Consider the following 14,580-nt stretch of genomic DNA (forward strand, 5'->3'; position numbering starts at 1 on the left):
AGGGAAATGCAAATATCCTTTTTATAAGAAGGAAGAAAACCAATTTCCCATAAAAGTGCCGACATAGTTGCCGATTAAGTAGCCGAGCGTACCGACAAGCATGATTGGAGCGACAAGCTCCCGCCATCCCTTGGCAATTGCCATCGCAGCAGCAGTCGTCGGTCCGCCGACAGCAGCGTTGACGGCGAGCAGAATTTCTTCAAGCCGAACGCGGAACAATTTTCCGACAGCTAAGGAAACCGCTAAATTGCTGATCGCAATGATAAACACAAATAATAGAATAAGAGGCGTATTGGTGACGATTAAGCGCAGATCTGCAGGAATGCCAATCACCACAAAAAACAAATAAATCAAAAAGGTTCCAAGCTCTTGAGATCCATTGAGTCTTTCAAAAAAACGCGGGAAAAGAAAAATGATAAGAACAGTTAAAGACGTAAGCATTAGATACTGATCGCCAAGCGTTCCGGTCAAAAGAGGATGAGAAAAAACACTTTTAAAATAGCCGGAAACCTTTACGCTAACCGCAACAAGCGCAAAAGCGACGCCGGCATTATAAGCTATATCCTTTAAGGAAATATCCTTCCGTTTCCAATAGCTTTCAGCACTGTTTTCGCTGTTTCCATCAGCTTTCACTTTCTCCTCAATCGGCATGGCATAATGCCGCTGAAACCATTTGAGTGCAGGAATGCTGATTAATATAAAAAACAAAAGCGCCATCATAAAATTATCAGCCACAACGGTAGCTGACACATATTCACCAGGCGTCTCAAATTTTGCCGACATCGCCGCAAAGTTGACCCCGCCGCCGATATAAGAGGCGCTGATCATCCCGCCGATTTTATCGAGATAAGGAATATGCTGTTTGAGCAGAAAAAAAGCAAGAATGCTCCCAAGCACAGTGCCAACAGAGCTAATCAGAAAAATAAACAGCAAACGCCTGCTTTCCTTAAAAATCTGCCGCACATTGATCTGAAACAGCAAAAGAGGGATCGCCAGCGGCACTACATAAGACCATACGGTATCATATACAGGCGACTCAACAGGAAGCACTCCTACATTTGTAAACACCATAGCACCTGCCAGCGCGATAATAGCACCCGACACAGCAGAAGCCCACTTAAAGCGCTGCTCCAGCCCGATGCTCACTGCCGCCCACACCGCAATAAACCCCCACAATACCCAAACATCATCGGAAGAAATCAAAGAATGCAAAACCCCATCACCCCTATTGTTAGAAAATTAAGACATATTATAATAGCCGGGGAACAGAACAGCAAGTCCAAAAAAAGTTTTTCTAAAAAAGCAGTTGACGAATAGAAGGGAAGGTTATATAATAGAACTTGTCAGAAAGACAACAACATACCCAGCAACACATACATATCATGATTCCGTAGCTCAGCTGGGAGAGCGCTACCTTGACAGGGTAGAGGTCGCTGGTTCGAGCCCAGTCGGAATCATCGCTTAAACCCTTGCGCAGCAAGGGTTTTTTATTTTACTTTAATAAAGCCGGTTTATCAAATTCGCGAGTTGTTGGCAAACTTGATTTTTGGCGAAGTGAAAAAAAGGTCCCTTGAATTTCCAAGGGGCCTAAAGGATTAAAAGCCTCAATCAACGCTCTTATACCTTTCCGGGATCTTGTCTCTCCAAACAAGCATAAGGTTTTTAAGTTTTTCTGTTTCCATAGAACTTTTGTCGTTTTCACTTTCTGTATATAGGTGTTCTACGACTGTTTTATCTTTTTTTATATATGCAATGGTGGTGTTTAATTGAATCTCATAATCTTCAGACGTGCCATCCAATACTTCTTGAATAATTTTTAAGTATTCATCAGCTTCATCCAACGAAACAATGTCTTCAATGAAATCAGAAAAGTATTCTAGTTCTGTGGGAAGAACTATTCTTAAGTATCCTAAAGGGTCTCTTTTAAATTCAAATGAATTTTCCATGATCAATCATTCCTTTGGTTTTTTATATAAAGGATATGCGGTTGCTATTGAGCCATCCTTATTAATGAACATCTCCACACCAATTCCTGATGAAGTTTTGCCGATATACTTATTATCTCGTATTTGTTTTTGTTTTTGTAAGCTTCGGAAATTGTATTGTAGACTTTTACTCTATCCCATTCTTTTGGAAAGAAAGATGACTTCGCTACTTTTTTTACTCCTTTTACTTCTACCTTAGCTCTATATACCCCGTTTATATCAGGTACTTCTCTGTTCCTGGAATTATTCTGCTACCACTCATCATACTCTCATGATGATAACCGACAGCTTTGTTTTTTCTGTTAATTTCTCCATGATATACGTGCTTTATCGTTTTCTTATTAATACCATTTGAATTGACAGATTTAGTGAGAACACTCTCTTTTTTATCTTCCGCAATACTTTTTAGCAGCGGAGTATTTTTCACGTTAAATGGTATAAGAAATGATGTTTCCCTTATCCAGTTATTATTTAGAAGAACTTTTTTAATCTAGATAAAGCGGAAGGATATCTCTATAGAGAAGTTTATTCACGTTATAAGTTGAATCCATTGTAGGTTTTTATAGGTTTTAAGGGCTGGTATTGTTTTAAATTCAGCCCTTGTTGAGTCATTTGTGGGGTCTACTGCGATAAAAGCAAATTATCACGCAAAAAGAGCCCGTCTCATATAAGGCGGGCTTTATGCCAAAAGAAAAAAATGTTGTTATGCCTTTTTAATGATCACAACATTTATAAATCACTTACACCAGCCAGTAAACCTATAAGACTCAAAACAATTGTTATAGCAAGGAAAGCCCAGACTAACGCAGCAAATGGAGTGTTAATTCCTGTGTTTTCTTTCCACTTGGAAAATCGACTTGTTCTGAATTTTCCTAGCTGAATACATAAAATTACGTTTAATAATACTGATATGACAAGGGCTGTTACTAAATATATGTTCAAACCCATCAACCTTTCTTTTATAGGCTTTATCCTAGTGTAATCTATAAGCAGATGTAGATTTCAAGTGTCATTATTCATGTTTTTTTCAGAGGCTAAATATGATTGTGGAGTTGTTGCAAAGAGTCTGATAGATGGAGTAGCATGAAAAAGTTTGTGACAGTCGTTATTGCCTCGGTTTTGGCTATGACAACAACATATGAAAAACATTAAAGGCTGCGAGAATACCATACTAACCGATTTTACCTCAAGGGTCTATCAACTACGATTTAAAAATTAAGAGTAAGTAAACATTATATATACGTCAGTTTCCGGTTCTGGATAAAAAAGGGCCATAAAAGGGCCGCCTTTTTTGGTCGAGATGAACGAAAAAGTTTGCGGTTTTTTTGCGGACATACATATTTTTGGAAATGTTAGAATATTACATAAAGGATGTTTGAGGAGGGGTCTTGTGAATCCAGTTTTACCGTCGTCTAAAGTTGGAGTAAAGATCAATGAATGGTATAAGATGATTCGTCAATTCAGTGTCCCGGATGCAGAGATTTTAAAAGCTGAGGTGGAACAAGAGATCAATCAGATGGAAGAGGATGAATATTTGCTGATTTATTTCTCATTAATGAAATTCCGTCATCAGCTTATGCTAGACTATTTAGAACCAGTAACTACACGCATAAGACCAACTATTGACGAGTTACTCGAAAAAATAGAGGCGTCAAATAAAGGGATATCCGGTTTATTGTCTTACTACTCCCTGTTTTTTCGGGGGATGTATGAATTTGATCAAAAGCAATATGTGAAAGCAATCGCCTATTATAGGGAGGCGGAGAAAGAACTTATCCACGTCCCTGATGAAATCGAAAGAGCAGAGTTTCATTTTAAATTAGCCGAAGCATATTATGGAATGAAGCAAAGTCATGTATCTATGCACCACGTTAAACAGGCATTAGACGTTTACAATCAATATGAATTGTATAAGGTACGGAAAGTTCAATGTCTCTTTGTTATTTCAGGGAATTATATTGATTTTAAGCGTTATGAAAAAAGTCAGCCACATCTTGAAAAAGCGTTAGAGTTATCCAGAGAATTAAATAATAAAAGGCTCATTAGTTCTGCACTTTACAACTTAGGTACAAATTTTGCGGACAGAGGGGATTATCAGCAAGCAGAAGTTTTCATGAAGCAAGCTGTGGAGATTACTGAAAAAGAAAAGTTGACGAATTTGCCACATTCTTTATTTTCTTATGCAAAAATCCTTTTCAAACAAGGAAAAATGAATGAAGCCATCCAAGTTAGTAAGAAAGGGTTGTCGGCAGCTATTTATCAAGGCGATGAGCTTTTTACGAAATTACAGGGTTATTTAGAAGCACTTTATGTCGATGCAGTGGACCAACAAGGTGTTAATAAAACAATAGAATACTTAGAAAGAAACAAGAACTATTCGTATGTAGAAGACATTGCCTGTGAGACTGCAGCTGCTTACGCAAACTCTAAAGAATTTGAAACATCTTATGTTTATCATCAGAAAATGATTGAAACTCAAACACAAATTCAAAGGGGAGAATGCCAGTATGACTTTTAAAAAGAAGCTATGCCTTATCCTGGGGTTGTCATTCGTTTTAGTATGTGGGTTTGGATCCAGCTTAACAGAAGGTCAAACTCAAAATTCATTCCAAGTTACGTCGGATCGGCTTCAAACATAAGCATCATCAATTCTAGAAAGCCCTTCTAAATAAGAGGGCTTTTATTTATGTGTAAAATAAACAGACAAATACGAGTAGAATGAAATAAAGATTTACGGACCGAAAACAGCGGTGCAATTATACGGTCCAACTGTGATGGTTTGAATGCAGATGGGGTTTTATGGATCAGAAACGGAAGCGAAAATTGAATCTCGGAATTTGTCAGGCTTAGAGTTCACCATATTCTTCCGAAAGAGTATGGAGGAGATAACAGCTTTAACAGCTTGTTCCCACTACTAAGAGATACGCATCAACAAATTTTAAACCCTGGGAGCAAAAGTATTAAAAGAGGTGGCTAAAAATGGAAGTTTTTTATTGAAAAAACATTAGATGGCTTAAAAAAATTAATTGATGAAAAAGGACAATTAAAAATTTTACGAAGAGAAGGAACTCTCGCTGAAGTGAAGTGTACCTTTTCTAAAGGTGCAACAGGTCTGGAGATTGAGAGTTTTGAGAAGAAAGTAAAAGTGTCGCTTCCTGAAGATTATAAAGCCTTTTTAAAGCTGCATAACGGAGCCAGAATTTTTGATTTGTTGATTTACGGTGAGAATGTAGGCGGGGGTTTGCATATTCTTAATTTAAACGAGATTGAAAAGTATATGCAAAATGGTTTTTTAGAGCCTCAGTTTATCCCTGTCGCACATCTGTTAGACGGATGTTATTTGTTAATTGACAAAACCAAAATTTCAACAGATCCAAACTATTTATGGTTCCACGGATTAATTGAATATGAACCAATGCAACTTAATTTTGAGTTATTCTAGATCGATATATTTTGTCTCAGGGATCAAATTTTTGGGAGTGGGGAATCTATACTGCTGAGAACTATTACAAAACTCGCCAGAATGACTAATCCTTCCTTGCAGTAATAGCAGACTAAATCATTAAAGAGAGCAGGTATTACACCTGTTTCTTTTTAGAAAACCAATAGACTATTGTGAATATTTGGGGGTGCTAGAGGGAAATCCCATGTTTTTTGAATAAGATAGTACGCATAAGACTGATAAAATTGTTTTTGTAAGTTTAGTTTAGGTTGGGAGCTGTGAATAATCCCACTCAGCACCCTACTAAGTCGTTACGCCATATATCATATCGTCAATCTTATCATTAACTACATCATTAACCTTTCAATGAAATCAATCGCTGTCTTAATGTCGCAGTTATTTTTATTTTTCAAAAAATGTTATAATGAAAAGCTATAAAATGATGGGAGGGGGAATTTCGATGCATTACATAACGGCATGCTTAAAAATCATCAGTGATAAAGACCTTAATGAGATAATGAAGGAATTCAAAAAACTTGAGGAAGAAACGAAAAAAGAAGAGGGGTGTATTACATTCCATGCTTATCCGCTTGAGCCATCAGAACGTAAAATAATGCTTTGGGAGATTTGGGAAAACGAAGAAGCTGTGAAAACCCATTTCACGAAAAAACACACAATAGACGTTCAAAAACAAGAATTAACGGAAGTAGAATGGTTAATGAAAAGCAATGTGAATGATTGAAAGGCTCTTTAAAAAGAGACATTCAATGACTTAGAATCGGCCACTTGTGATTAAGTAGTAAATTGTTGTCCAACTCTTATTTTTTTCTATTTAATATTTTTTGAGACGAAAATGTTTTTTTGAGCTGATTTTGAAATGTATTCAATGTCAGCTCTGTTTGATTTAATGGATTATATTCTTTGGATAACTTGTTACCATAATAATAGAGATACTCCGTATAAATTGGAGGTTAAAATAATGAGTCATTCTCAAGAAAAAATTGCACTAATTACAGGAGCAAGCAGTCAAGGGGATATTGGTACGGCTATTTGTCGTAAGTTAGCCTCACAGGGTATACATATCTTCTTTACTCACTGGAATTCTGATGCGGCCTGGATAGAAGAATTTCAACAAGAAATTTTACATATGGGTGTCCGTTGTGAGGCAATGAAAATTGATTTATCAGATGCACATGCTGCATTCACAATACATGAAAAAATTTCAGATAAATTAGGATATCCTTCCATCCTTATTAATAATGCAGCTCATTCCGCAAGTGATAATTATGTATCGTTAGATGCTAAATCACTTAATGATCATTATGCAGTTAATATGAGATCAAATTTTCTTCTTTGTGTTGAATTCGCCCGTCGGTTTAAAAAATCTAATTTAATATCAGGAAGAATCATCAATATGACATCAGGGCAGGATTTAGGTCCTTTGCCTGGGGAGTTAGCGTATGCAGCTACTAAAGGAGCTATTTCTGCCTTTACTAGGTCGTTATCACAAGAACTTGCACCATTGGGCATCACTGTTAACGCTGTAAACCCAGGTCCAACAGATTCTACATGGATGACAGATGAAATAAGAAACTTTCTTTCACCTAAATTTCCAATGGGGCGTATTGGCACACCAGATGATGCAGCACGAATTATTGCTTTTCTTGCAAGTGATGAGGCTGAATGGATAACTGGACAAATTATTCATTCAGAAGGTGGATTTATTCGGGGCTAAGCTAATGAAACACAATATACACCAATGTATGATTATTCCCAAAACTAAATCTAAACTTGAAGCCCAATTGAAATAAAATAAGGGTCCCTTCTCTTTTTAGAGGGGGACCTTATTTTATTTATTCATGCATGTTTTGCATCCAGAAAATCTGGCGGATAAGAGATTAATAAACTGTTACATATACTTTTCCGAATACTGCAGTACCTTTAAACAAAGTAATCGTGGCTTTCCCTTTTGATTTAGCTGTCACTAAACCATTTTGATCGACTTCAGCAACTTTTTGGTTATCAGTCCAATAACGAGTAGCTGAATTATTTTTAACAGAATAGGTTTCTCCAACTTTTAGAGGTAAATTATAGTCTTGAATCTTGATAACATGTGTAGGTGAAATAGAAATGTTCTTTACTTCAGTAGGTGTGGAGTTTATTTCATGAGCTGAAGCTACCCCACTGACCGACAGAGCTAACGCAGAAATCGATAAAGCATAAACAACAGTTTTTTTGAAATTCATTTTGAAACACTCCTTTAAAGTTTTTTGTCTTGCACTATAACAATTCAGCAAAAGTAATTATTTTCCTTGTAAATAAATGTTAATAATATGTGAACGATCAACTGATTTGAGCTAAGAATATTGTGTGCCCTGCACAGAGTTTGTATTTATGATGGAAAATTGCTGAGAGAGAATGGCCATCCTTAAAATGTTAATAGCACACATTTGATGGTTATTAGTTTGTTGAGCGTGTGGGAATTTTGTTACCTGCACTTTATCCCCGAAGATACCAAATCACTTTTCTTCATCATGTTCTACTTTCGTACTCATACATTAGAAAATCTTCGTTCTAAATAGGTGAAGAATTGGAGTATTTTTATGAATTTCTGCTGAATAACGATAAAAAATACATTACATAACAAACTCAAAGAATATAAAATTCGCTTTTTTCCGGAAGCTTCGGTAAAAAACGAAACTTTTGTCTCTATGATTTTATTTTATAATGTAAACGGTTTCTTATATAGTATACTTATACTATCAATTTGCTCAAGCGGATACTGACAGGAAGGATAGAAAAACAGATGGAATACATAAATACAAGACAAAAAGAGATTTTGTATCTGTTGTTATCTGAACCTGATGACTATTTAGTTGTGCAAGATTTCGCAGATAGGGTACAGTGTTCTGAAAAAACAATCCGGAATGATTTGAAAGTGATCGAGGATTATCTCAATGAGCATTCTCATGCACAGCTTATTCGAAAACCAGGGTTGGGCGTTTATTTACATATAGAAGAACAGGAAAGGACCCGGCTAAGCCAACAATTACATACTGATCATTTTTCTTCCAGGCAGCGAAGCGATGAAGAAAGAATGCTGCAAATTGCTTATGACTTATTAATGAATCCGAAGCCTGTTTCCGCAAAAGAAATTGCCGCTCGGCATTTTGTCAATCGATCTTCCGTTAAAAAGGATTTATACGCAGTAGAAGAGTGGCTGAAGCGTTTTGATCTCACGCTGGTTTCTAGGCAGCGGCTTGGATTAAAGGTTGAAGGGAACGAAAGAAATAAAAGAAAAGCATTGGCAAGAATATCTGATTTGATTCACAATACAGAGTTTACGAGCCAATTTATTAAAAGTAAGTTTTTACATTATGAAGTAGACTTTGTGGCGAAAGAAATCAAATCATTACAAAAAAAGCATTCTCTCTATTTCACAGATGAAACGTTTGAGAGTTTGCTGCTGCATACATTATTAATGGTCCGCCGGATCAAAATGAAGCAGCCGATTTCATTGTCCCCAAAAGAAATGGCGGCAGTAAAAAAGAAGAAAGAATATCAATGGACATTTGCTTGTTTACAACGGCTCGAACCGGTTTTTGCAATCCGTTTTCCAGAAGAAGAAGCCGTGTATTTAACATTACATATATTGGGCGGTAAGGTTCGTTATCCATTACAGAAAGAAGAAAACTTTGAAAATGCTGTGCTTCCTAAGGTTGTAGGGCATTTAATCAATCGTGTTTCAGAGCTGAAAATGATGGATTTTCACAAAGACATGGATTTGATCAATGGTTTGAACATTCATCTCAATACAGTATTACAGCGGCTGAGCTACGATCTTTCAGTATCAAATCCTATGCTGAATGACATCAAAAAGATGTACCCTTATTTGTTTCATCTTATCATTGATGTTTTGGAAGACATCAATCAAACATTTGATCTTCATATTCCTGAGGAAGAGGCAGCATATTTGACACTGCATTTCCAGGCAGCGATCGAACGGATGCAGTGCAGCAGCGAAACACATAAAAAGGCGATCATCGTCTGCCACATGGGAATTGGGATGTCACAATTGCTGCGGACGAAAATTGAACGGAAATATCATCAAATCGCCGTAATGGCCTGTATTGCAAAGGCCGATTTAAAGGATTATATCAAAAAGCATGAGGATATCGATCTTGTCATATCCACCATTGCGCTGGAGAATATAACGGTTCCCCATATTGTTGTGTCTCCGCTTTTAGAGCCTGGCGAAGAGAAGAAATTAAGTGCATTTATACGTCAGCTGGGCGAATCACACCGCCAAAAACAAAAAACGTTTCAGATGCTGAATAATACGACTCCTTTTTTGGTTTTTTTGCAGCAGGAGGCGGAGCATCGCTACAAGTTAATTGAACAGCTGGCGACAGCTTTGTTTGAGAAAGGCTATGTTGAAAAGGACTATGCGGTTCATGCGGTGATGAGGGAAAAAATGTCGGCGACAAACATTGGGTCAGGCATTGCCATTCCTCATGCGAACGCTAAATATATTAAACAATCAGCAATTGCGATTGCCACATTAAAAGAGCCGCTTGAATGGGGAAATGATAAAGTTTCGCTTGTCTTTATGCTGGCTGTCAAACACGAGGATCAAACCATGACAAAGCAGCTGTTTAGCGAGCTTTCATATCTTAGCGAGCAGCCGGCCTTTGTCCAGAAGCTGACGAAAGAAACCAATGTCATGTCATTTTTATCTCATTTGGATTATTAAAAAGCAGGGATTATTCCTTGCTTTTTTTGTTATAGGGAAAAATGCCTTTATTTCCGGAACCTATGGTAAAAAAAGCGATTTTTACGTGCTGATTTCGGTATACAGTTGAGACAAGATCTTATCATTCACACTTTAAAGGAGGATTCCTATGAAACTGTTAGCGATTACATCTTGTCCGAACGGAATCGCCCATACGTATATGGCAGCGGAAAATCTGCAAAAAGCTGCTGACAGAATGGGCGTTAGCATCAAAGTTGAGACCCAGGGGGGAATTGGTGTCGAAAATAAGCTAACCGAAGAGGAAATTCGCGAAGCGGACGCAATCATTATTGCTGCAGACCGCTCGGTGAACAAAGACCGGTTTATAGGCAAAAAACTGCTGTCTGTCGGGGTACAGGACGGCATCCGCAAACCGGAAGAATTGATTCAAAAAGCTCTTAACGGGGATATACCGGTCTATCGTTCCGCTGCAAAATCGGAATCCGGCAATCATCAGGAGAAGAAGCAAAATCCTATTTACCGTCATTTAATGAACGGCGTTTCATTTATGGTTCCTTTCATTGTCGTCGGCGGATTATTGATAGCGGTTGCATTAACGCTTGGAGGGGAGAAAACACCTAAAGGCTTAGTTATTCCGGATGACTCCTTCTGGAAAACGATTGAACAGATCGGCAGTGCTTCATTTTCATTTATGATTCCGATTTTAGCCGGCTATATCGCCTATAGCATCGCTGATAAACCGGGTCTTGTGCCAGGGATGATCGGCGGTTATATTGCGGCGACTGGCAGTTTTTATGACAGCGCAAGCGGCGCCGGATTCCTTGGGGGAATCATTGCCGGATTTTTGGCCGGATATGCTGCACTATGGATAAAAAAAGTAAAAGTACCAAAAGCCATCCAACCGATTATGCCGATTATTATTATTCCGGTATTTGCATCTCTGATTGTAGGTTTAGCGTTTGTATTTTTGATCGGTGCGCCTGTAGCTCAAATTTTCGCCTCATTAACGGTTTGGCTGGCGGGAATGAAAGGGTCGAGCTCGATCCTTCTGGCGTTGATTTTAGGTGCGATGATCTCATTTGATATGGGCGGTCCCGTAAATAAGGTCGCATTTCTGTTCGGATCGGCAATGATTGGAGAAGGAAATTATGAAATTATGGGACCAATTGCTGTCGCCATTTGTATCCCGCCGATTGGCCTTGGCATTGCGACGTTTTTAGGAAAAAGAAAATTTGAGACATCCCAAAGAGAAATGGGGAAAGCGGCATTTACGATGGGGCTCTTTGGCATTACTGAAGGAGCGATTCCATTTGCGGCGCAGGACCCTCTGCGCGTCATTCCAAGTATTATGGCAGGTTCTATGACAGGTTCTGTGATAGCCATGATTGGCAATGTGGGAGACAGAGTGGCGCACGGCGGACCTATCGTTGCAGTGCTTGGCGCAGTTGATCATGTTTTGATGTTTTTTATTGCTGTGATTGCAGGATCTCTTGTCACTGCTCTGTTCGTTAATGTACTAAAAAAGGATATTACGGCGTCTCCTGTGCTCAGTGAAATTGCACCGCCCTCCGCGCCAAGTGAAGCTGCGGCAGCAAATGAAATAAAGCAGCCAATTCAAAGCCAAAAAGCTGAGATAGCGGAAATCAAAAAACTGACTGATATTATCAGGCCAGAATTAATTGAACCAAATTTATTGGGGGAAACGAGGGATGACATCATAGATGAATTGATTCAGAAATTGTCCCGCAGAGGTGCGCTGCTTTCAGAGAGCGGGTTTAAACAAGCCATTTTGAAGCGTGAACAACAGGGAACAACGGCGATTGGCATGAATATCGCGATTCCGCACGGAAAGTCTGAGGCGGTCAGGGAGCCGAGTGTTGCCTTTGGGATCAAACGATCAGGCGTTGATTGGAATAGCCTGGATGGATCAGAAGCTAAATTAATCTTTATGATTGCTGTACCGAAAGAGAGCGGGGGGAACCAGCATCTCAAAATACTGCAGATGCTATCTCGAAAGCTAATGGATGACAATTATAGGGAGCGGCTGCTCTCCGTGCAAACAACAGAAGAAGCATACAAGCTGCTAGAAGAAATCGAATAAAGCGGGGGATTTTCATGACGACTGAACCGTTATTTTTCAAGCCTGTTTTCAAAGAAAGAATTTGGGGCGGGACCGCTTTAGCTGATTTTGGCTATACCATTCCGTCACAACGAACAGGGGAGTGCTGGGCTTTTGCCGCGCATCAAAATGGTCAAAGCGTTGTTCAAAACGGAATGTATAAGGGGTTCACGCTCAGCGAATTATGGGAACATCACAGACATTTATTCGGACAGCTTGAAGGGGACCGTTTCCCTCTTCTAACAAAAATATTAGATGCTGATCAGGACTTATCTGTTCAGGTGCATCCGAATGATGAATATGCCAAAATACATGAAAACGGTGAGCTTGGAAAAACTGAATGCTGGTACATTATTGATTGCGAAAAAGATGCAGAGATTATTTACGGCCACAATGCAAAAACAAAGGAAGAACTAATTACCATGATAGAGCGTGGAGAATGGGATGAGCTCTTGCGCCGAGTAAAGGTAAAGCCGGGGGATTTTTTCTATGTGCCAAGCGGTACTGTTCATGCGATTGGAAAAGGTATTCTGGCTTTAGAGACGCAGCAGAACTCAGACACAACCTACAGATTATATGATTATGACCGAAAAGATGCAGAAGGCAAGCTGCGCGAGCTTCATCTGGAAAAGAGCATCGAAGTGATAGGGGTCCCGTCTATTCCAGAACGGCAAACAGTTCACCATGAACAAATTGAAGATTTGCTTACAACGACATTCGTTGAATGCGCTTACTTTTCGGTGGGGAAATGGAACTTATCAGGATCCGCAAGCTTAAAGCAGCAAAAACCATTCCTTCTTATCAGTGTGATTGAAGGGGAGGGCCGTATGATCTCCGGTGAGTATGTCTATCCTTTCAAAAAAGGAGATCATATGTTGCTGCCTCATGGTTTTGGAGAATTTAAACTCGAAGGGTATGCCGAATGTATCGTCTCCCATCTGTAACATGGCAGGGCTTGAGAAATAAATTTGCGAGTGAAGACTCCTATTCTCCAGCGATGATTTAAATCAAGTAAGAGTTTAATAGTCGGAGAAGAAGTGTTACACTATTTTCTGTATATGGTAAAGAATGAAAAAACACGATTCGGTTGGTAGTCCGGATGCATGATTGATCATGTCAGTAACCTTCCCCTCCTCGGGATGTCCATCATTCTTTCGTATTTTTTATGAGGAGGGAATCGTTATGAAATTAACGGTTTACTATGATGGTCAGTTTTGGGTAGGCGTTGTTGAAACTGTGAACAATGGAAAGCTAAGAGCCTTTCGTCATCTTTTTGGCAAAGAGCCGAAGGATTCTGAAGTACTAGCGTTTGTTCATAACCAACTCCTGAATATGATGGCCCAAACAGAGCAGGAAGGAGTTCGTTTACAAGGCAGACGTCAAAAAAAGATCAATCCAAAAAGATTACAGCGTCAGGTTTCCAAAGAAGTGAAAAATGCCGGAGTAACTTCAAAAGCGCAAGAGGCAATAAAACTAGAGCTTGATGCAAGAAAGCAAAAGAAAAAACAAATAACGAAAGAACAACGAGAACATGTAAAAGAGCAGAGGTATATGCTCAAAAAGCAAAAAGCGAAAAAGAAGCACAGAGGTAAATAATCCAACAAAAGCAGGCCCAAAGCCTGCTTTTGTATTAGGACTCTACTTTGTAACATATATCCAATGCATATAATCCGCTGATTTATGATCCAATGTGAACCCTAGCTTCTCCAAAGTTTTTTGTGATCCTAGATTATCATGTTCACATCTTGCGGTAATCAGGTTCACTGCTTCTTGGCTTAATGCCCAGTTTATTAGTTCTTGGGCAGCTTCCACACAATAACCTTTGCGGCGATGACTTTTATTTGTCGCAAAACCCATTTCAATCATGCCTTTCTCGTCTGGGTCACCTAAAAATCCAGTTCCTCCAACAATTTCATGACTGTCCTTCTTTACAATAATCCATGAATCAAATCCTTTTGTTCCATTGTTTTTCACTAAAATCTCACGAAAATAAGGTATCGCTTCAAAAAAATCAGAATTTGGCCATTCACCATTTGTTTCATAACCTAAGTCTTTGATCGCCTGATGATCTTGTTTGGACGCGGCGTCAAGAAGGGGAATATCAATCGCTTGTAATCGTAATCGATTCGTTTCAAGGAGAACCATATAACAAACCCTCTTTTCTTTTTACTGGGAATAATGATAACATATAACAATTTTCTCTGGTACGTTGGCAGTAGAGATAGAAGAACTTGAGGGGGATTGAAAGAATTGTTTTTATTGAAAACTAAGAGTTTGCTCA

The 14,580-nt window shown here is 38.7% G+C and carries 11 protein-coding genes, 1 tRNA gene and 2 pseudogenes; 9 read left to right on the forward strand and 5 right to left on the reverse strand.

The features are described from left to right. Positions 1-21: 21 nt before the first annotated feature. Complete coding sequence (locus BLL41_RS01590; protein ID WP_071576549.1) at positions 22-1,212, reverse strand: DUF819 family protein; 1,191 nt, start codon at positions 1,210-1,212, stop codon at positions 22-24. Between the two features lie 172 nt (positions 1,213-1,384). Here BLL41_RS01590 and BLL41_RS01595 point away from each other — a divergent pair. Continuing rightward, positions 1,385-1,457, forward strand: a tRNA-Val gene (locus BLL41_RS01595). Between the two features lie 147 nt (positions 1,458-1,604). Here BLL41_RS01595 and BLL41_RS01600 read toward each other — a convergent pair. Next, on the reverse strand, positions 1,605-1,946 hold the full coding sequence (locus BLL41_RS01600; protein WP_071576550.1) for a tRNA-Val4: 342 nt from the start codon (positions 1,944-1,946) through the stop codon (positions 1,605-1,607). A gap of 6 nt (positions 1,947-1,952) precedes the next feature. Further along, positions 1,953-2,415, reverse strand: a pseudogene (locus tag BLL41_RS22310) (EndoU domain-containing protein); the annotation flags it as partial. Between the two features lie 960 nt (positions 2,416-3,375). Between BLL41_RS22310 and BLL41_RS01610 the strand changes: the two are divergent. From BLL41_RS01610 to BLL41_RS01625, 4 genes and pseudogenes are all read left to right on the forward strand, one after another. Next, positions 3,376-4,503, forward strand: a complete 1,128-nt coding sequence (locus BLL41_RS01610; RefSeq protein WP_071576551.1) for a response regulator aspartate phosphatase — start codon at positions 3,376-3,378, stop codon at positions 4,501-4,503. Between the two features lie 474 nt (positions 4,504-4,977). Further along, positions 4,978-5,516: pseudogene (locus tag BLL41_RS01615) on the forward strand (SMI1/KNR4 family protein). A 335-nt stretch (positions 5,517-5,851) separates the two neighbouring features. Then, positions 5,852-6,169, forward strand: coding sequence for an antibiotic biosynthesis monooxygenase (locus tag BLL41_RS01620; RefSeq protein ID WP_083427897.1), 318 nt, complete (start codon positions 5,852-5,854; stop codon positions 6,167-6,169). Positions 6,170-6,406: 237 nt separating this feature from the next. After that, positions 6,407-7,162 carry an SDR family oxidoreductase gene (locus tag BLL41_RS01625; protein WP_071576553.1) on the forward strand — a complete coding sequence of 252 codons (756 nt, stop codon included), beginning with the start codon at positions 6,407-6,409 and terminating at the stop codon, positions 7,160-7,162. 163 nt (positions 7,163-7,325) lie between these two features. Here BLL41_RS01625 and BLL41_RS01630 read toward each other — a convergent pair whose 3' ends face one another. Beyond that, complete coding sequence (locus BLL41_RS01630; protein ID WP_071576554.1) at positions 7,326-7,673, reverse strand: Ig-like domain-containing protein; 348 nt, start codon at positions 7,671-7,673, stop codon at positions 7,326-7,328. 560 nt (positions 7,674-8,233) lie between these two features. Here BLL41_RS01630 and manR point away from each other — a divergent pair. The 4 genes from manR (at position 8,234) to BLL41_RS01650 (ending at position 13,895) form a co-directional block, all read left to right on the forward strand. After that, positions 8,234-10,180: a mannose transport/utilization transcriptional regulator ManR gene (gene manR, locus BLL41_RS01635; RefSeq protein ID WP_071576555.1), complete on the forward strand. Its 1,947-nt coding sequence runs from the start codon at positions 8,234-8,236 to the stop codon at positions 10,178-10,180. A 148-nt stretch (positions 10,181-10,328) separates the two neighbouring features. Further along, complete coding sequence (manP, locus tag BLL41_RS01640; RefSeq protein ID WP_071576556.1) at positions 10,329-12,281, forward strand: PTS mannose transporter subunit IIABC; 1,953 nt, start codon at positions 10,329-10,331, stop codon at positions 12,279-12,281. A 14-nt stretch (positions 12,282-12,295) separates the two neighbouring features. Beyond that, the gene (gene manA / locus BLL41_RS01645; RefSeq protein ID WP_071576557.1) at positions 12,296-13,243 is read left to right on the forward strand and encodes a mannose-6-phosphate isomerase, class I; all 948 of its coding nucleotides are present in this window, start codon (positions 12,296-12,298) and stop codon (positions 13,241-13,243) included. Between the two features lie 169 nt (positions 13,244-13,412). Then, entirely contained in the window at positions 13,413-13,895 is a 483-nt protein-coding gene (locus tag BLL41_RS01650) for a YjdF family protein (protein ID WP_081483611.1), read from the forward strand. Between the two features lie 42 nt (positions 13,896-13,937). Here BLL41_RS01650 and BLL41_RS01655 read toward each other — a convergent pair whose 3' ends face one another. Continuing rightward, positions 13,938-14,444: a GNAT family N-acetyltransferase gene (locus BLL41_RS01655; RefSeq protein WP_071576558.1), complete on the reverse strand. Its 507-nt coding sequence runs from the start codon at positions 14,442-14,444 to the stop codon at positions 13,938-13,940. Positions 14,445-14,580: the final 136 nt, after the last annotated feature.

Origin of the sequence: Bacillus sp. FMQ74, from assembly GCF_001875785.1 — a bacterium.
In the GTDB taxonomy this organism is placed as follows: Bacteria; Bacillota; Bacilli; order Bacillales; family Bacillaceae; genus Bacillus; species Bacillus stercoris.

Excerpts from the sequence above, each read along its gene's own strand:
- BLL41_RS01600 (WP_071576550.1), bottom strand. The coding sequence starts at position 1,946 with ATGGAAAATTCATTTGAATTTAAAAGAGACCCTTTAGGATACTTAAGA.
- BLL41_RS01625 (WP_071576553.1), top strand. The coding sequence starts at position 6,407 with ATGAGTCATTCTCAAGAAAAAATTGCACTAATTACAGGAGCAAGCAGT.
- BLL41_RS01655 (WP_071576558.1), bottom strand. The coding sequence starts at position 14,444 with ATGGTTCTCCTTGAAACGAATCGATTACGATTACAAGCGATTGATATT.
- manP (WP_071576556.1), top strand. The coding sequence starts at position 10,329 with ATGAAACTGTTAGCGATTACATCTTGTCCGAACGGAATCGCCCATACG.
- manA (WP_071576557.1), top strand. The coding sequence starts at position 12,296 with ATGACGACTGAACCGTTATTTTTCAAGCCTGTTTTCAAAGAAAGAATT.
- BLL41_RS01650 (WP_081483611.1), top strand. The coding sequence starts at position 13,413 with ATGTCAGTAACCTTCCCCTCCTCGGGATGTCCATCATTCTTTCGTATT.
- BLL41_RS01620 (WP_083427897.1), top strand. The coding sequence starts at position 5,852 with ATGAAAAGCTATAAAATGATGGGAGGGGGAATTTCGATGCATTACATA.
- manR (WP_071576555.1), top strand. The coding sequence starts at position 8,234 with ATGGAATACATAAATACAAGACAAAAAGAGATTTTGTATCTGTTGTTA.
- BLL41_RS01630 (WP_071576554.1), bottom strand. The coding sequence starts at position 7,673 with ATGAATTTCAAAAAAACTGTTGTTTATGCTTTATCGATTTCTGCGTTA.